The sequence below is a fragment of the Cryobacterium sp. TMT2-4 genome, from assembly GCF_004402575.1.
Lineage (GTDB): Bacteria > Actinomycetota > Actinomycetes > Actinomycetales > Microbacteriaceae > Cryobacterium > Cryobacterium sandaracinum.
Genome location: NZ_SOGE01000038.1, coordinates 57485 through 75575 on the forward strand (window position 1 = coordinate 57485; position 18091 = coordinate 75575).

General features: G+C 62.5%; 14 protein-coding genes. 8 read left to right on the top strand and 6 right to left on the bottom strand.

Features of this window, described 5'->3' with window-relative positions; all coding sequences use genetic code 11:
• Nucleotides 1-9 precede the first annotated feature (9 nt).
• Genes E3O54_RS13460 through E3O54_RS13475 form a run of 4 tightly spaced genes read left to right on the top strand, consistent with a single transcriptional unit; the run spans nucleotide 10 to nucleotide 3899 of the window.
• On the top strand, nucleotides 10-480 hold the full coding sequence (locus E3O54_RS13460; RefSeq protein ID WP_104102482.1) for an adenylyltransferase/cytidyltransferase family protein: 471 nt from the start codon (nucleotides 10-12) through the stop codon (nucleotides 478-480).
• A 10-nt stretch (nucleotides 481-490) separates the two neighbouring features.
• A complete protein-coding gene (gene gmd / locus E3O54_RS13465; RefSeq protein ID WP_241976914.1) occupies nucleotides 491-1615 on the top strand; it encodes a GDP-mannose 4,6-dehydratase in 1125 nt (374 codons plus the stop codon).
• Nucleotides 1612-2589, top strand: coding sequence for a GDP-L-fucose synthase (locus E3O54_RS13470; protein WP_104102488.1), 978 nt, complete (start codon nucleotides 1612-1614; stop codon nucleotides 2587-2589). The genes gmd and E3O54_RS13470 overlap by 4 nt, the downstream gene beginning before the upstream one ends.
• An 8-nt stretch (nucleotides 2590-2597) precedes the next feature.
• Nucleotides 2598-3899 (top strand): glycosyltransferase, encoded by a 1302-nt coding sequence (locus E3O54_RS13475; protein WP_134401790.1) that lies wholly within the window; start codon nucleotides 2598-2600, stop codon nucleotides 3897-3899.
• 32 nt (nucleotides 3900-3931) lie between these two features.
• On the opposite strand, the gene E3O54_RS13480 is transcribed toward E3O54_RS13475, so the two are convergent.
• On the bottom strand, nucleotides 3932-5422 hold the full coding sequence (locus E3O54_RS13480) for a glycerophosphodiester phosphodiesterase family protein (RefSeq protein WP_134401791.1): 1491 nt from the start codon (nucleotides 5420-5422) through the stop codon (nucleotides 3932-3934).
• On the bottom strand, nucleotides 5423-9496 hold the full coding sequence (locus tag E3O54_RS13485) for a LamG-like jellyroll fold domain-containing protein (RefSeq protein ID WP_134401792.1): 4074 nt from the start codon (nucleotides 9494-9496) through the stop codon (nucleotides 5423-5425).
• 397 nt (nucleotides 9497-9893) lie between these two features.
• Between E3O54_RS13485 and E3O54_RS13490 the strand changes: the two genes are divergently transcribed.
• The gene (locus tag E3O54_RS13490) at nucleotides 9894-10496 is read left to right on the top strand and encodes a CDP-alcohol phosphatidyltransferase family protein (RefSeq protein ID WP_241976903.1); all 603 of its coding nucleotides are present in this window, start codon (nucleotides 9894-9896) and stop codon (nucleotides 10494-10496) included.
• Here E3O54_RS13490 and E3O54_RS13495 read toward each other — a convergent pair.
• Both E3O54_RS13495 and E3O54_RS13500 read right to left on the bottom strand, forming a co-directional pair.
• Nucleotides 10493-11197, bottom strand: coding sequence for a DapH/DapD/GlmU-related protein (locus E3O54_RS13495; protein ID WP_134401794.1), 705 nt, complete (start codon nucleotides 11195-11197; stop codon nucleotides 10493-10495). The two genes, E3O54_RS13490 and E3O54_RS13495, sit on opposite strands and share 4 nt — an antisense overlap.
• Nucleotides 11194-12447 carry a hypothetical protein gene (locus E3O54_RS13500; RefSeq protein WP_104102502.1) on the bottom strand — a complete coding sequence of 418 codons (1254 nt, stop codon included), beginning with the start codon at nucleotides 12445-12447 and terminating at the stop codon, nucleotides 11194-11196. The genes E3O54_RS13495 and E3O54_RS13500 overlap by 4 nt, the downstream gene beginning before the upstream one ends.
• Nucleotides 12448-12618: 171 nt before the next feature.
• On the opposite strand from E3O54_RS13500, the gene E3O54_RS13505 reads away from it, so the two are divergent.
• Nucleotides 12619-13221 carry a putative colanic acid biosynthesis acetyltransferase gene (locus tag E3O54_RS13505; protein ID WP_233191495.1) on the top strand — a complete coding sequence of 201 codons (603 nt, stop codon included), beginning with the start codon at nucleotides 12619-12621 and terminating at the stop codon, nucleotides 13219-13221.
• Nucleotides 13222-14328: a glycosyltransferase gene (locus E3O54_RS13510; protein WP_134401795.1), complete on the top strand. Its 1107-nt coding sequence runs from the start codon at nucleotides 13222-13224 to the stop codon at nucleotides 14326-14328.
• Here the strand turns inward: E3O54_RS13510 and E3O54_RS13515 are convergent.
• Both E3O54_RS13515 and E3O54_RS13520 read right to left on the bottom strand, forming a co-directional pair.
• Nucleotides 14267-15676 (bottom strand): hypothetical protein, encoded by a 1410-nt coding sequence (locus E3O54_RS13515; RefSeq protein ID WP_134401796.1) that lies wholly within the window; start codon nucleotides 15674-15676, stop codon nucleotides 14267-14269. The two genes, E3O54_RS13510 and E3O54_RS13515, sit on opposite strands and share 62 nt — an antisense overlap.
• A 101-nt stretch (nucleotides 15677-15777) precedes the next feature.
• Nucleotides 15778-16140: a hypothetical protein gene (locus E3O54_RS13520; protein WP_104102512.1), complete on the bottom strand. Its 363-nt coding sequence runs from the start codon at nucleotides 16138-16140 to the stop codon at nucleotides 15778-15780.
• 421 nt (nucleotides 16141-16561) lie between these two features.
• Between E3O54_RS13520 and E3O54_RS13525 the strand changes: the two genes are divergently transcribed.
• Complete coding sequence (locus E3O54_RS13525; RefSeq protein WP_166805257.1) at nucleotides 16562-18049, top strand: polysaccharide biosynthesis tyrosine autokinase; 1488 nt, start codon at nucleotides 16562-16564, stop codon at nucleotides 18047-18049.
• Nucleotides 18050-18091 lie beyond the last annotated feature (42 nt).

Here is an 18091-nt window from a genome sequence, read left to right on the forward strand (position 1 = left end):
GGAATCACCGTGACAAGGACAGTCGGCTACGCTGGCGGGGCTTTCGACCTCTTCCACATCGGTCACCTCAACATCCTTAGAAACGCGAAGAGCCAATGCGACTATTTGATCGCCGGCGTGATGTCTGACGAGATGCTCCTGGTGACCAAGGGTTCACTACCCGTCGTGCCGTTGGCCGAGAGGCTTGAGATCGTTCGCCACATCGCCTTTGTCAATGAAGCGGTAGCTGAAATCGCCGACAACAAGATGGATACCTGGCGCTCTCTTCGCTTTGACGTCTATTTCAAAGGCGACGACTGGAAGGGCACCGAGAAAGGTCGCCGTCTTGAGCGCCAATTCGCCGAGGTGGGCGTAGAAGTCATCTTTTTCCCGTACACCATCTCGACCTCGAGCACGGCCCTTCGCCTTGCGCTGACGGCCATGTCCACCAACGCGCCCGACAACCAACCGGTTCATGACTTCAGCAACAGCGAGCGATAGGACAACCATGATTCCGAAACGGGCACTCATCACCGGTGTAACCGGCCAGGACGGCTCCTACCTGGCCGAGTTCCTCCTGTCGATGGGCTACGAGGTGCACGGACTCAAACGCCGCTCATCGCAGCTCAACACACAGCGAATCGATCACATTTATCAGGATCCGCACGAGCGCAACGCGCGCTTCTTCCTCCATTTCGGGGATCTCTCCGACTCATCGAACCTCACCCGCATCATTCAGGAGGTGCAGCCGGACGAGATCTACAACCTGGGTGCACAATCCCATGTGGCCGTGAGCTTCGAAATGCCCGAATACACCGCTGACATCGATGCCCTAGGCACCCTGCGCCTGCTTGAGGCGGTGCGATTGCTGGGAATGACGGACCGGGTGAGGTTCTACCAGGCCTCGACATCTGAACTGTACGGACTGGTCAGGGAGACACCCCAGAGTGAGATCACGCCCTTCCATCCCCGTTCTCCGTATGCGGTCGCCAAGCTGTACGCCTACTGGATGACCGTGAATTACCGAGAGTCTTACGGGATGTACGCCTGCAACGGGATTCTTTTCAATCACGAATCCCCGCGTCGCGGTGAGACGTTCGTGACTAGGAAAATCACTCGGGCCCTCGCTAACATCGCCCAGGGTCTCGAGTCCGGCCTGTTCCTCGGAAACCTAAACTCTCTCCGCGACTGGGGCCATGCACGCGACTACGTTCGGCTCCAATGGATGATGCTCCAGCAGGACGCACCGGAAGACTTCGTGATCGCCACGGGAGTCCAATATTCTGTGCGCGAATTCGTCGAATGGTCGGCGAGCGAGCTCGGCATCACCTTGAGATTCGAGGGTGAGGGCCTGAATGAGATCGGCATCGTCGACAGCGTCGTCGGAGAACTCTCCCCTGCCGTTCGCCCGGGAGACGTCATCGTGCGAGTCGATCCCCGGTACTTCAGGCCAGCCGAAGTCGACACTCTGCTCGGCGACTCGACACGCGCGCGCCTGAAGCTGGGCTGGCTGCCGGAGATCAGCGTGCGGGAGATGTGCGCGGAGATGGTCGCCTCCGACCTGATGATCGCGCAGAAAACCGCCCTCCTGAAAAGTCACGGTTTTCCCTCCCTCGTGTCCCTGGAAAGCTGGTGAACCGCAACACCGGCGCTGCTGTCTACGTCGCGGGACACAACGGGATGGTGGGCTCGGCGATCGTGCGCAGACTCACGTCGTTGGGTTACGTCAACATCGTGACCGCCAGTCATTCGGAACTCGACCTCGTCGACCAGCGAGCCGTTCGGGCCTTCTTCGAGGGCAATCACATCGATCAGGCCTATCTCGCTGCCGCGAAAGTCGGCGGGATTGAAGCCAACGACTCCTCGCCGGCGGATTTCATCTACGACAACCTCCTGATCGAGGCCAACATCATCAAGTCCGCGCACGACTTCGGCGTTCCGAGGCTCCTATTCCTCGGCTCGTCCTGCATCTATCCCAAGTTTGCCCACCAACCGATGGCCGAAGACGCGCTCCTGACCGGCACGCTCGAAGCCACCAACGAACCGTACGCCATCGCCAAGATCGCCGGAATCAAACTGTGCGAGAGCTTCAATCGCCAGTACGGGCGGGACTACCGAAGCGTGATGCCCACGAATCTCTATGGTCCCGGAGACAACTATCACGCATCCTTCAGCCATGTCATCCCCGGTTTACTCAGGCGTTTCCACGACGCACGAGAAGGCGGGGAGGATAAGGTCGTCATCTGGGGCAGCGGCAGCCCGCGACGGGAATTCCTTCATGTAGACGATATGGCGGCGGCCAGCGTGCACATCATGGAACTGGACCGGGAGGTGTACCAGGCCAGCACTACGCCGATGCTGTCGCACGTCAACGTCGGGACCGGCTCTGACTGCAGCATCAACGACCTGGCATCGGCGGTCGCCAAAGTCACCCGCTTCACCGGCCGTCTGACCTTCGACAACAGCAAGCCCGATGGTGCTCCTCGCAAGTTGATGGACGTTACCCGCATCCAGGCGCTGGGCTGGAAGCCGACGATCGATCTCGAGGACGGCCTCGAAGACGCTTACGCCTGGTTTGTTTCCCATCAAGCAGATTTTCGCGGGCGGTGAGCGGGCAGATGAGGGTCACCATCATTGGACTCAACTATTCCCCCGAGCCGACCGGCATCGCCGTCTACACCGCTGGGCTCTCGGAAGCACTGGCCGCGACCGGTCACCCGGTCACTGTGATCACCGGCAATCCGCATTACCCGCAATGGCGGATCTACGACGGCTACGACGGCCACAACCGCGTACACGGGCGCGAGCATGCGCACGAAAGAATCAGAGGTGTCAATGTCACCAGGGCCCCTCACGGTGTGCCGTCGAAACCGCGTCTGTGGAACCGCCTGGGTATGGAACTCAGCTTCGGGATTCGGGCAGTGTTCAGCAAGTGGGACAAGCCCGACGTCGCCGTGCTGGTTACACCTGCCTTATTCTCCGTGGGCGCGGCAATGCTGCGCGCGCGCCTGGTCCATACCAACACCTGTATTTGGGTGCAGGACATTTATAGCCTCGGAGTGTCCGAGAGTGGAACAGGGGGCCGCCTGGCCACCTGGTTGCTCCGCGGGATCGAGCGGTCCATCCTCCGCAGTGCGAACACAGTCGTCGTGATCCACGAGCGGTTCAAGCGCTATCTGGTTGAGGAGCTGGCCATCGACGCCGACTCCGTAGAGGTCATTCGCAATTGGTGTCACACCGACTACCCGAACGGCCACCGTCGGGAAGATGTGCGCACCACTCGAGGCTGGAAATCGGATGATATCGTCGTTCTCCACGCGGGGAACATGGGTGCCAAACAGGCTCTCGAGAACGTTGTCCACGCTTCAGAGATCGCAGAGAAGCGGGGATCGAGAGTGAGATTCGTTCTCCTCGGCGACGGAAACAAGCGGCATCAACTCGAAGCCATGGGCGGAAACCGCCGTCTCGAATTCATCGATCCCCTACCCGAAGAAGCGTTCCAGGCGACCCTCTCAGCCGCAGACATCCTGCTCGTCAATGAGCGGCCTGGCTTGACGGAAATGTGCGTACCGAGCAAACTCACGACGTACTTCAACACGGGGTTACCCGTCATCGCGGCAACTGATGAATCCAGTGTCACCGCCGATGAGCTGGCGTTGGCCGGCGGCGGAATCAGAATCAACGCCGCGGTCCCCGGCGACCTTGTGGACGCGGCCGAGATGCTCGGTGGCGATGCGGAGTCTTCGGCCGCGTACGGGGCGGCCGGGCAGAAGTTCTCGGCCGACTTCCTGTCCTCAGACGCTGCAATCGGCCGGATTCGGCGAATTCTGGAGAAGGGAGCCGTTGACGGCGGTGTCGAGAGAAATCGGTTGGCGAGGCCGATTCTGACCGGGGCGACGGATGCAATCGAACCGAAGTGAAGCGGAAATGGACAGCCCGGAACGAATGGACATCAACTGACGAGGATTGACCTGAATTCGACCGGCGGTCCATCCTGGTAGTTCTTGCATAGCCAGAAATAGCCTCCCCGGTAGCTCGCATCATCGATGTCCATCGACCAGCCGTCACCGTCAAGTCGCAGGATCCGAATACTGTTTGCGAGGACTTCGATCTGGAGACGCACCCACTCCGAAGCCCGTGGTGGGGCGGTCAGCACCGCTCTCAATCGCGTGCCCTCGGTCGTCCCCGCGACCCGGCTGAATAATTCAAGGGAGCCGTTCGCCCGGAGAATCATGTGGTACCCGGACACATCGCTGGCCACCCTGACTCGATAAGGGCGGTCGTCGGCGGCACCGAAGGCGAGCCCGGCGTGCTGCTCCTCCCTTGGAAGCGATTCCGGCCAACGGAGCTCGCACGTGATCCGGTATGATCCGGGACCCACCGGGCACATTGAGCCCATCAAGTAGCTCTGCACGTCCCGGTGGTCCAGTGCCACGGATGCGGCGCCCGCGTCGATCAGGGGCTGCACCAGAGTGCCCTCGTCAATGGTCCAGGGCAGGTCGCCGGCGGCCCGCAGCCCGGTTCCGAAGGCGTCACCCTGACTCCCAGCGGTCGTCCCGGTCACGTAGGGCAGATTAGAGCACATCATCCCGGCCACGCCGAGGTCGCTCATCCGGTCACGCATCGAGCGATAGTGCACCTCCCACGCGATAACCGGTTTGCCGAAGCCCACCAACACGGCCACCTGCGCATCCGTCGCCCTGTGTGACACCCCGAGCAAATCGAAACGAGGCGCAAGTTCATTTGCACGCTCGAAAAGTTCCGGAGTGAAGTATCCCCAGGTTGTGTAACCGTGCCCGTCGACCAGTGTGTATTGCGTTGCACCTGCCCATTGTTTCCAGACGAAATGCTCCGTGGAGTGCGAGTAGCTGTCCATGACCTTGAGCAGGGCTTCCGTATTCGTGCCTTGCTTGTCTTCGAGAAAGATCACGTGCGTTGTGGCGAAGGCATCCAGTACGTCGGCGAGCAACGGCAGCGGCTCCCGTTCTGCCGCAGGGCCGAGCCAGGCTCTCGCGTCGCTGCGAAGTTGCGACAGTTCCTCCCAGGTGACTTCCGCGATCGGGAGGTCGACACCCGTCATCCGCTTGGTCGTCAGATCGTGATGGCACACCAACACGCCGTCTGAGGTGGCGCTGACCGAGACTTCGATCGCTTTGGCCCCGCTGTCGATCACGCGGCTGTACGAATCGAAGCTGTGCTCGACCCAGTTGTCTCCGGAGCCACGGTGAGCTATGTAGAACGGTGTCGTTCCGAGGAGATCTCCGATTGCATATCGTGCCGCAGCAGTCGGGAGTACGGAGACCGGGGGAGCGGGCGTGGCTTGGCAAGCCGACAGCAGCAGTGTTGAGGCGCCGGCCAGGAGGAACTGTCTTCGGTTTATTGGCGGCAGGAACGGAGCGCGGCTGATGTCAGCCGTGCTCTGCACGTCGGTACCGCTGGACATTCAGCTCGCTGTGTAGGTCAGGGTGAGCAGCGGGCGATAGGTGACGTTGGTGCTGTTGGTCGACCACAGCCGGAGGTTGTCCGGGCCGGCACTGACCAGCGCGACGGACACCGTTGAACCAGCGAGAGTTCTCAGCTGCGCCGCATCGAGCGTGACCAAGTAAGCCGTGTTCGTTGCCGATGCGCCGGCGAGGCTCCCCAGGTCCGGTCCCAGACCGGTGGGTCGGTTGTTCCAGTTCACCGTGCCCTCCGTCCAATTCCCACTCAGCAGCTTAAATGTCTGGGCATCCACCGAGGCGGCGGTCGAGTCGGTCGAGGTTCGAATCCGCAGGGTCGCCCCGCTGAGCACAGTGCCCACCGGCGCAGCCGGGACTGCAAACTTTAGGTACGACTCGATCAGCGACGTGCCCGCCCCCCGGGACGACAACTGGCTATTGGACCCGAAGTTGGTCGTGGGAAGCACCTGGTACGTCGTCGAGTCTTCGCTGGCACCGGTCGTAAGGACCACCGGTCCCACAGGGGCGGCCTGAACCGTCGCCTCCGCGGCACCAGAGGCTGCACTCACATTGCCGGCAGCATCACGCGCCATCACCTTGTAGAAGTAAACACCCGACGCCAGACCGGGATCCGAATACGACGCACCCGAAACATCTGCGATTTTGCTCGACGCATCAGCGACGAACTCAGCCGAAGACCCCCGGTACACCGAATAACCCGTCACCGCGACATTGTCCGTCGACGCCGTCCAGGCCACCGAAACCGAACTCCCCGACACCGACGCCGTCAGACCAGTCGGAACACTCGGCACGTCAGTGTCGGCGGTCGCCACCGACGCGGATACCGACGCGGAAGCCGGACTTGCGTTGCCTCTGGCGTCGTAGGCGACCACGACGTAATGGTACGTTCCGTCAGCGAGCCCCGGATCCGTATATGACGCATCTGTCACGTCGGCGATCTTGTTGGTGGCGTCAGCGACGAAGCCGGATGCAGACCCGCGGTGCACCGAATAGCCGGTGACACCGACATTGTCCGTTGACGGAGTCCATGCCAGCGCGACGGCGCCGTTCGAGACGGTTGACGTTAGGCCAGCGGGAACGCTCGGCGCTATGGCATCGGGAGCGGTGTTGGAGCCCAGCTCGTAGTGAGCCGCGACGGCCGCTGCGCTCAAGGCCGACGGATAGACCGCCACCTCGTCGAGCGTGCCCGCAAAATAGGGACTGTCGGGCTGCGAGGGCCAGCTGTTGAGGTTGCCACCACCGGCACGCCAGTAGCCGTCAAACGCCTGGTTGAAGTTGGTAGGGTTCGAGCCGACCTCTGTGCCATCCAGGTAGAGCTTCATCCCATCGGGTCCCTGCGTGCCCACTACGTGATGCCAGGCGTTGTTGTTGAATCCCGCCGGCGATTCGATGAGTTGGAAGCCCCCGACGTACACGCCGAAGATGATGCTCCCGGAATTGGTCATGTAGATCTGCTTGTCGTAATTCGAACCCTGCCCGGTTGCGACGTTCTCAAAGCCGACGATCTTCCCGCCGGATGCCGTGTCCGTCTTGAACCAAGCTTCCGTGGAGAACTGGGCGACCGATGAGCGTGCGGTCTTGGTCGCAATGCCGCCGTCCTGAGTTCCGCTGGTCTGCACGGCAGTCCCGACCTTGATCGCCTTCGGCTGCTGCAGCTGGACTGCAGCGCCGTAATCTCCTTCGCTCTGGGCGTCGGACGATGAGTCTTTCGCCGTGCTTCCAGAGGTTTCGTCGAGGCGCCAGTACACATCAGGCTCGTCCGTGTAGATCCTGGCTCCATACGCGTCTGTCGGGGTCGGCGGAACGGCGAGGGTTCCCCCAGCGAGAGTGTAGTGCTGGGCGATCTGCGCGGCGCTCAGGGCGGATGCATAGACCGCGGTGTCGTCTATCTGGCCGCCGAAGAAAGCGCTAGACGGCTGGCTGGGCCAGCCATTCAGGTTGTCGCCACCGACATGCCAGTTACCGCTGTATTGCTGGCTGGTGCTGGTGGCGTTCTGGCCCACCCGGACGCCGTCCACGAACAACTTCATCCCGGACCCGCTCTGGGTTGCCACGATGTGGTGCCACTTATCATCATTGTACGACGAGGCCGTCTTGATCGTTTCGGTGCGACCGATGTAGACACCGAAGGTCAGGCGACCCTGGTTATCCATGTAGATGTGTTTATCGTAATTCCCGCTCAGGTTCGTGTTGCCAGTCCCGGTGCTCGGCCGACCATCCCCGAATCCGATGATCTTCCCCCCTTGGGTGGATGTCGTCTTGATCCAGGTTTCGATCGAGTAAGTGGTGGGTGCCGGTTTCTGCTGGTCGCTCCAGATGTAGCCATCAGTCCCATTGAACGTAGCGGAGGTGTTGGTGTCACCGACGATCGCGCCAGGCGCCCGGTAGGTGACGCCGTTCTTGTATAGGCCGTTCAGGCCGGTGACCGTCGCACCGGACTTGTCCTGTGCCCAGGGACCGGAAACCTCATCCAGACGCCAATACAGCCTGGCTCCGTCCTGGATCACCTGAGTGGGATAGTCAACCCCCTTGGTGACGGCGCGGGCTGCTACTGACGCCGACAGCGGACTGGTGTTGACCCCGTCATTCGCCGTCACCCGGTAGGTGTAATTCGTGCCCGCGGCGACATTCGTGTCAACGACGGTCACCTGGGGACGGGTCCACCACAGGGAACTGGCAGAGCCGGTCCAGATTGGGGTCGCTCCGCCGTTCCGGTAGACGTTGTACGTCAAGGCACTGTCGTCAGGGTCGACCACGGTGCGGAAGCGAATCTGATTGGCGCCCGAAGTGAGCGCCTCGGCTGCAACGACCGGGGTGGGCGGCGCACCGACGTCATCCGGACCGAAGCGTGTGAGTCCCTGTTGGACTACGCCGTTGATGACAGTGAACTCACCGCCGTACCAGAGGTACTTCTTTCCCGTTGTGGCGCCGGTGGCAATGGTGAGAGCACGCGGGCCGATTCCTTCGCCCGTACCGTCATTGGAAGTCGGGAACCAGCCCAGCAAAGCCGCGTCCGAGGTGTTCTGTGCCATCAAAAACATCCGTCTCCCGTCAGGAAAGGCGTTGTTCGATGAGCAGTCGTGCGCGTGACTCGCGGAATACAGGGTGCCCTGGTATTCGAGCACCGCCTGCGTTGCGCCCAGGCAGTTGTCCCGCCAAGTCTGGTCGAGTGTGCTCCAATTGACGGCGAAGCGACCGTCGAAGACTCCGCCCCCCGTTCCTTCGTTGCCCCCGTAGAACGCCGTGCCGTCCGACCACAAGGTCTTGGTCACCGAGGTACGCGGGATGAAGCCGAGAGGGTAATTACGCACGTTTGCGCCGGTGGTCGCATCGACGACCGCGATGGAGTGGGAATCCTGGTCATTGACCGTGAAAAAGTCCCCACCGATGGCTACCCTGCTGCGGTCGGGAGAGACGGCCACGGCCCGCCCGACAGTGTCAGCCGCCGGGGCCCAGGGCAGAAGCGCGCCCGACGTCGCGTCCACCGCTGCAAAGCGCTTGCGCGCCTGGCCGCCGACGGTCTGGAACTCCCCAGCCAGGTACAGGGTGGACGAGGTGGCAGCCATGCCGCGGACGAGGGAAGACACCCCCGCCACCCGGAACGGCTTGACGGTGCAGGCGACCGGGTCGATCGCGGCTACCCGCGCGGCGTTCACCCCGCCGACGGAGGAGAAATTGCCCCCGATGTAGATGGTGTTGCCGTCAGGTGAGGCAACCACCGACCGCACGGTCGGCGTGGCCCCATTAAGGGTCATGGCGAACTGACAGCTGTCAGGGGCTCCTGTCTCCGCGTTGAAAATCGCAAGCGTTCCCTGGTTCCTCGGCACTCCCGCACCGCCGCTGGGCGGCCTGATCTCAGAAAATGTTCCGCCCGCCACGACTTTTCCGTGCACCGTGCCGACTCCGTAGACAACGCCGTTCGTCTGCCAGGTCGACAGGTTGTCCGCACTGAAGGCGACGCCGGCGGAGAGCGCCGACGCCGGTTGTGGCACGGGACTCGCTATGACGAGTCCGGCCACGACAGCCACGGTCGTGAAAATTGCGGCAAGCTTACGCATAGCTACCTATCCCTCGGGTGAACAGCCTCATCGCCGAAAAGCTCTGATGACCGCGAATGAACTATGGAATCCAGCCTCACGCGGCCTTGGAGCGCTTTGGGTAAGAAAGCATTGCTCGCGTTTAGCGAAAAGTGGGATCGGCGGAAACGTACGCCCTGTGCGCCACACCCGCAATGCCCCGGAGGAGTGACGTCCGACGAGGGGCTAACATGTGCCGAGGACGGGGCACGCTGCCCACGCTCAATCAATCCGAGGATGGCCCGTGATGACACAGTTTCGTGAAGCTCACGCACAGCTTGCGAGTGCGCAGAAGGCACAGACCGGGGTGTCGCTGTACACGCGATACGTCAATCGACCGTTGGGGCGCGTGCTGGCCTCGGTGTGTTTTGGGCTCAGGATGACGCCCAATCAGGTGACCGGGCTGTCGGCCCTTGCGACCGGGGCGGGTCTTGTTCTCCTAATCAGCGGAGAACCAAGCCCGATCCGAGCCGTCGGCGTTGCGGTCCTCCTCGTTCTCGGCTTTGCGCTGGATTCGGCAGACGGTCAGGTCGCGCGCCTGACCGGCCGCGGTTCCCCCGCTGGCGAGTGGCTCGACCACGTCGTGGACGCCGGCAAGATCGTCGCGGTCCACGCAGCGATCCTCATCACGGCGTACCGCTTCTGGTCCACGGAGCCGATCTGGTATCTCGTGCCCCTCGCATTCCAGGTCGTGTCCGTTGTCACCTTCGTGGGTGGCCTGCTGACTGAGCTGCTCCTGCGCCGTTCAGCCAACGCAACCTCCACGACCTCGGCCATCGGCGAGGGCGGGGCTCGTCGCCCCTCGAGAGCCAGGGCCATTGCTCTGCTGCCGGCCGACTACGGGATCCTCTCGCTCAGCTTCATCCTCACTGGCTGGCCCGGTGCTTTCGTGGTGGTCTACAGCCTTCTCTTGGCCGCCAACGCGCTGATCATGGCGTTACTGCTCGGCAAATGGTTCCGGGCACTGTCTGCCCGCGGCTAAAGCGCGTCTTCCACCGTTTCTCCCGTAGCCGGGATGAAGACCCGACTGGTTCCCGTGGTCGAACGCTCGAACCACTCACCGTCGATCGGCCCGCGGAGCGCGGCCGGAACACCCGCCCATAGTCCGGGCAACCCGCCCGATCTCGCACGGGTTAGCACCGATCCTCCCGCCAGGACCGACCGATCCGGCAAGATAGCGCCGCCGAAGAGCAGACAGCGCGCTCCGACGAAACTCCGGGCTCCAATTCGCACCGGATATGCCGCCTGAGCATTTCGTCGAACGTCGATGCTGTGCGTCACAATCTTGGTTTCGTGCCCGGCGACACTGGAGTACTCGCCGATCACTATGGAGCCGGAGCAATCGAACTGATGCCGGCTCGTAATTTTTGAATGAGGCCCCATTTCCAGTGCCGCGCCGTCCGGGTAGAGCCGCTTGTACACGGGGTGGGATGAAAAAACGTTCAAGCGGCCGATGGTTGCGTGATCACCGATTGACACCCGGCGCATGTTCTTGAGCAGGTTCCATCGGCCTATCCGGCTGTTCGCTCCCATCGAGACCTGTGTGACCCGAAGGACGAGACAGGATCGCGCCATTGCGGTCGGATGAATGTCGTGGCCGATCGAGCGAAGGAGCCGGTTCTTAGCCGTGCTCGCCGGCAGCGCCCAAGCCAGCGCCCTCATCGCGTCTTTGATCTGACTCAAGAGCCGCTCACCCCGATTTCCGGAACCATTGTCACGTCGAGCGCATCCTCGCTGCGCTGGGCGATTGCGCGGCGCATGCCCATGAGTTCAAGCAGAAGCCTGAGCGAAAGCCCAGCGAAGATACCACAGAGCGCCCCCTCTGCCCCCCAGGACACGGCTCCGATCGCGACGCAGGGTAGACCGACCAGAGTCCCGATGGCCGTCGCCCCGGTCACCACATCGAGTCTGCGCAATGCCGCCAGGCAGGCCTTGCTGACGACCGCCTCGATCAGGCTCACTCCGGTGATCAGCGCCATCAGTATCAAGGTGACAAAGGACGGTTTGATCTGGCCGCCGCCGAGCCAACGCACCAGTTCCGGGGCTACGGCCAGCATGAGACCGGCGAGCGCAACCGCGAACACCACGGCGGCGACCAGCCCCGTCCTGACTCGGCGGACGAGGTCCTGCCTTCGAGCTTTGGGCACCCAGCCCTGGAGGATCGTGACGAATGGGCCGAGTCCCACGATCACCTGGCGCTGCACCTTCTCGACAACGGCGTAAACCGGCTGCGCGCCCGGGGCGATCAACGACACAATGACAATCGGGGTCGAGGTATACAGCGAGGAAAGCACGGTCGAGGTGACACCCAGCCGCTGCGAAGAAAGCACCATCCCTATCCGCCTGCGCGGAAGCGACCGGAGTCGACGGAGTCTCCACGGTTGCAGGATCCATATGGTGGAGGCCATGAATGCCGTCACCATACCGATCAGCTGCCAGAGCACACCCACGAGAGCACTCGACCCGTGAGTCATGTAGAAAATGCCGATGCCGGTCCCGAGAACCCGCGGGACGGTTTCGAAAACCAAGAGTCGGTACGGTTGCATGAGACCGACGAACCACCAGTTCGCGGTCAGTCCCACGGTCGCCGTGGACAGGGCACCGACTCCGGCGAAGATGGCGTAGTCGCGACCGACACCCCAGGCCACCGAAAAAACAAGAAGGCCGACGGGCACAATGATCAGCAGCTTGCAGATAACCGACTCCGCATATGCGGTGAGTCGCATGTTCGCGTCTGCCCTCGCCACGGAGGCCGGCCCGGAGAGACCCCAGCCGTAAGCCACGATAACCGCACCCACGCCGCCGATGGACTGGCCTGCCGCAATCATTCCCCACGCTGCCGCGCCGCTTGCCATGACCATTGAGGGGATGACCGCAAGCGAGACGACAGCCAGGAGCACCATCGAAATCGAGTATCCGACGATGGTGTTCATGCTGGCGCGAACGCGCCTCAGCCGTCTACCCCTCGGCGCACCTGCCTTCATCGGACCCTCATCTCGCCTGCCCACGCTCAGTTCGACGGGGTTGCATGCGAACAAGCTAGCAGCAACATGGTTCAACGGGATATCTAGCCGCTGATCGGTTGTCTGCGTACACTGACCGTCATGTCAGTCAGCGACGCGAGACCACCGATGGCCCAACCGTCAGGTCTCCCTCGCCGGAACCTGGCCGGATTCTCCGGCGCAGGCTACGAACGGGGGCGGAATTCGCTCTGGCAGATCGCCTGGCTTCTCCTCTCCGGACTCGTTGTTGTCCGGTGGTGGTGCCCGCCCCGTCTCCGCGTGGCGCTCCTTCGGCTTTTCGGCGCCACGATCGGTGACAATGTTTTGATCCGCCATCGCGTGCGCATCCACTGGCCATGGAAACTGGTCGTCGGTGACAACTCGTGGATCGGTGAAGAGGTCTGGATTCTGAATCTCGAGCCGGTGATCATTGGCAGTGACGTGTGCATTTCCCAGGGTGTCATGCTGTGCACGGGCAGCCATGACCGCACCTCGCAGACATTCGAATTCGACAATGCGCCGATTATCGTGGAAGACGGCGCCTGGATCGCGGCCAGGGCAACAGTTCTCCGAGGAAGCCGGATCGGCCATGACAGCGTTATCGGCGCGACGGCTCTCGTCTCCGGGACCGTGCCCGCCCGGGCACTTCTGCGAGCTCCGCGCGCGGAACGACCAGCACTCTCACAGGACCGGGACCAGACCTGAATGCGTGTGCTCTCCATCGTGACGCTCGTCAGTCCCAACGGTGAGTATGGAGGTCCCGTTCGCGTCGCGTTGAACCAGGCCAAAGCCCTCCGTGAAGCAGGCCACGACGTAGTGGTAGCCGGCGGCGCCCGCGGATTCGGCGAAGCGGCCCCCCATGAATTCGACGGGGTGCCGCTCCGTCTGTTCCCCGCCCGAACGATCATCCCAGGTATCGGTTTCGCCGGCCTGTGCGCACCCGCCCTGCAGCACTGGCTCAAGCAGGCCGCGCGCTCGTTCGACGTTGTGCACATTCATGCCGCCCGTGACCTCGTCACGCTCCCTGCGGCGCGCTGGTTGCGCAAGGCCGGGATACCGTACGTGGTGCAGACTCACGGAATGATCGACCCTTCAGACAGTCCATTGGCGATTCCTCTGGACGCGTTCGTCACCCGACCGGCTCTGAGGGGGGCGAAGGTGGTGTTCTACCTCACCGACCAGGAACGGAATGATCTCAGTGTTGTTGCGGGCACGGCGCTCAATCTGAAGCATCTCGCCAATGGCGTACCGGCGCCGGGGAGCGCGAACGGTCCCGCTGCGGGCACGGAAGTTCTCTATCTAGCCCGACTCGCCCGCCGGAAACGCCCGCAGCTCTTCGTGAAAATGGCGCTCGCACTCGCTGATGAATTCCCGACGGTGTCGTTCACCCTGGTCGGTCCCGATGAGGGAGAGGGGCCAGCGGTACAGCGCCTCATCGACGCGGCCGATAGTAAAGGCATACTGTCCTGGGAGGGACCCCTGGCCCCGGGTGCAACCAACGAACGGTTGTCGCGGGCCGCCGTATACGTTCTGCCTTCCATCGATGAACCGTATCCGATGTCAGTTCTCGAAGCCATGTCACTCGGCGTGCCGGTGGTCATCACGGATAGCTGCGGACTCGCTCCGGCGGTCACTGAGATCGGATGCGGAATTGTGGTGGATGACACTCTCGAGGCTCTCGTCGGCGCCGTTGCAACGGTTCTACGCGACGACGTTCTGACTCACAGCATGGGCCGCGCCGGCGCGCTGGCTAGCCGGAACCGGTTCGGGATGCAGGCGATCGCTGAAGCTCTGGCCACTTCGTACCGCTGAGCGAGTCACTTCCGGGGGGCCTGCCCGACTGTCGGACGAAAAGCAGACACGCCAACGCGACCGCCACCACTCCCGTCGCCTGGAGCAGTGAACCGCGCAAGAGAATTGTCATATAGACCGGAAAGATCGCGCCGACAATGGCCCAATAGCCCGCGGCATTGAACGCGGGGAGAAGTCGACTGTCCATGACACGCAGGGAGTAGCCCAGCAGGAGAAAACCCACGATAAGGACGCTGATACCTCCATTGACCAGGAATTCCGCCCAGAGCGGGGCAGAGAGGTTCTGAAAACTGTAGCCGCGATATTGGGCGAGCAGAATTCCCGTGTCCACAGGCTTGTCCGGCCAGACGCCTCGGGGCACCCAGAAGAGAACACTGCCGAGCGCCTGGCGCCCCGGCTCAATCAGCCCGTCAAGACCGTACGAAAATGCGTTGGCGACTTGCCAGAATGCGTCATAGTCAGGGTTCCCCTCGTACTCCCCGAAGAAACCGTTGCGCACCAAGTTGACTTCCGGGCGCCGGAAGGCATCCGCCAGAGGGAACAGAAAAATCAATCCGACGAGTGCTGCAGTCAGGGTCGCTCGAACACGCGCGACGGTGAGCAGGGCTCCCGCGAAAACGGCGAGGGCGAAGAGGACAGTGCCCAGGCTGTAGCGTGCACTGCTGACCGGATTCACGACGGTGAGAAGGAGTGCAATCCCGACAACGATCAGGCCGCGATAGGCCATCGACAGCGGCCCCGTCGTCCTCCGCCTCAGCTGCACGAGCGCACCGATGCCCACCAACAACGGATAGATAGCACCGGCGTACATGATCGAGCGCACCGCGGGATCCGTCCACGCCGCTGAACGCGCGGCAAAGGCTTGATCCCTGCTACCGAAAAGCGATCCCGCACCGACCCTGGAGATGAAATACAAGCTGAGTACGATGCCCGCGCCGACGAGCACCAGGGTCGGCCAGGTTCGCACCTGGGTCACCACCCGAACGGGGGCACTCCCCCGTTCTCGAATCCCGGTCGTCAGCTTGCTGCGCTCATGCCCGTAGGCACCCAATCGCCCGATTTCATAGCAGGCGACGCCGAGACAGACCAAGGCGGCCGTGGGGAGCTCGAGCGACTCGTCGATACCTTGCGTCGTCCGCGAGATGAGACCACTTCGGATCTGGACGGTTGGAGCAATCCCCATGAAGACGTAGACGAACATCCAGAAGAAGAAGTCGAACAGCATCGGACGGCCGACAACGATGATGAGGGCGAGTCGCAGACCCGCCCACACGACGAGGATCAGAGTCAGAATCCACGCCTGTCCTCTGCCGACGTCTGGCACCTGTACCAGGAGAGCCAGCGGCACGACAGCGGCAAGGATTGCACCGAGAACGGTGACCCCGAGGACGGTGCGAAAAGTCGTTGCCGACCCCGACGTCCCGACGGTTGCGCCGGGTCCAGGTTCCGTCACGAAAGCGCAGTTTTCACACGAACTGCAATTGCGGCATGACCTGCTTCGTTCACACTGACACCGTCACTTGCGACCATCGATGGATCGAGAACATTCGGTTCGAGCAGACTAACGTACGTGGCGCCGACGCGCGCCGCGGCGGCGCGAACCTCACTGTCCAATTCGGCTGCCCGACTATCGTCCATACCGTTGAGCGCCGCCGGGCCGACTACGACCAGAGTAGCATCGGGCACTCCGACGCGCAGGGCGGCAAGTGCGGCATTGATGGTTGCCACTGCTTCAGGCAGATCCACATTCGTGCCGGCCCGCTCCGCCGCCACCACGACGACGGAGGGATTCAGGCCGACGGTCTTGGCCACCAAGTCCTGGTAGCTCGGACACGGCGAGGGCCCACAGGTTCCGGGTGTGACTCCAAACGCGATGACACCTTCTTTTGTCGCGAGATTGACCTCTTGCCAGCCCTTGTCTGCAGCGAGCCCAGTCGACCAACGGGTGGCCTGGCCGCTGACTCCGGCTCCCGAGGTTGATGCCCCACCGAGGAACACGGCCGTAGGAGCACGTGGAACGGCGGTGATGGTGGGGTATGGGTCTTTCGGCGCTCCTGCGTCTTCCGTGCCGACCGGTTGCAGCGCGAGGAGTGCAAGCCCGATGGCACCCACGAAAAGCACGGCGACGACGAGAAATTTCCACCACCGAGGCCGCATGAGACGTCGGGCTATCATGTGCTCATAGTGGCACGCATATGCCCCCCCTACGTGGGTCGCTGTGATAATGAGGTTCTTGATAGAGTCTCAGTATTGGCTGGTCAATCCGGTGCCGCTCGACACGGTGAAGGGCGAACGCGTGGATCAACGTGGATTCTGGAACCTCTTGCGATCTCGATGGGTTGCGCTCGTCACATTCACCATTCTTGGCGTCATCGCCGCTTCGGTCTACGTGCTGACCACCGAGCCTGAGTACTCCGCGGAAGCAGAGTTATTCGTTTCGGCAATCGGTAGCGATAGCACCAGTGACCTCGCGCAGGGCAGCAATTATTCACAACAGCAGGCCCGCAATTACAGCATCATGGCGACCCGCCAGATCGTCTTGGACCCTGTGATAACCGCGCTTGGATTGAAAACCACTGTCGGTGAACTTGGTGATCGGGTATCTGCCTCGGTGCCACTGAACACGTCTCTCATTTCGATCGCTGTCACGGATACCTCGCCGGACCGCGCCGCCGCCACTGCCGACGCGGTGGCGACGAGTCTGGTCAATACGGTGATCCGTCTGGTCCCGAAAAGGAGCGACGGCACTACACCACTACGCCTCGAGTCCGTGCAGAGTGCGACGACACCCACCGCGCCTTCCGCCCCCAGCCCGTCGATCGCACTGGCATCCGGATTGCTGGGCGGCTTCGTTGCCGGGCTCGGCTTCATTCTCCTGCGGGAGCTGACGAGCGCAAAAGTGAGAACCGCGGAACAGCTCAGGCAGTTCGGTCTGACACTTCTCGGGACGATTGTGTACGACCGCGGGAGTGTCAACAACCCGCTGGTCCCGCAACGAGGCTTCAGCCCCATTCGGGCCGAGGAATTCAAGCAGGTCAGAACGAACCTGCATTTCCTCCAGGCGAATGAGCGCCACAAGGTGTTCGTCGTCACCTCGTCCATTCCCGGCGAAGGAAAATCCGTCACGGCGGCGAACCTCGCCATCACACTCGCGGCCTCCGGCAGCCTGGTGTGTCTGGTCGAAGCGGACCTGCGGAGACCGTCCCTGGCCGACTATTTCGACCTCGAGGGATCGGTCGGTCTTTCGACTATTCTGGCCCACGACGCCGACGTAGATGATGTCCTCCAATCCTGGGGGCCGGACGGCCTCCAGATCCTGTTGTCAGGGCAGGTTCCCCCGAACCCGAGCGAACTGCTTTCCTCCACACACGCCCAACAGGTTTTCGCCTCGCTGCGCGACCGGTTCAACGTCGTCGTCATCGACTGCCCGCCTCTCCTGCCCGTGACTGACGCAGCTATCCTCGGAAGGTATTTCGGCGGGGCAGTTCTCGTCGTCGGGTCGGGAAAGGTCGAAACGCGGGAACTCCGGAAAGCCGTCGAGAGCCTCAAAACGGCAGGGACTCCGGTGCTCGGCGCGATCCTGAACCTGGCACCCGCTCGGCTTCTCGGTCGAAATCGAGGCAGGTATTACATGCCGCACACGGCGGCGGAGCAGGAGCCGTCACGTCAGGAACAACCCGTCCGCAGCCACGAGGAAGAAGTCGCACTCCGCAAACGGTAGCGATGTCACACGATCTACTCGACACAAAAGGGTGCTGCCGAC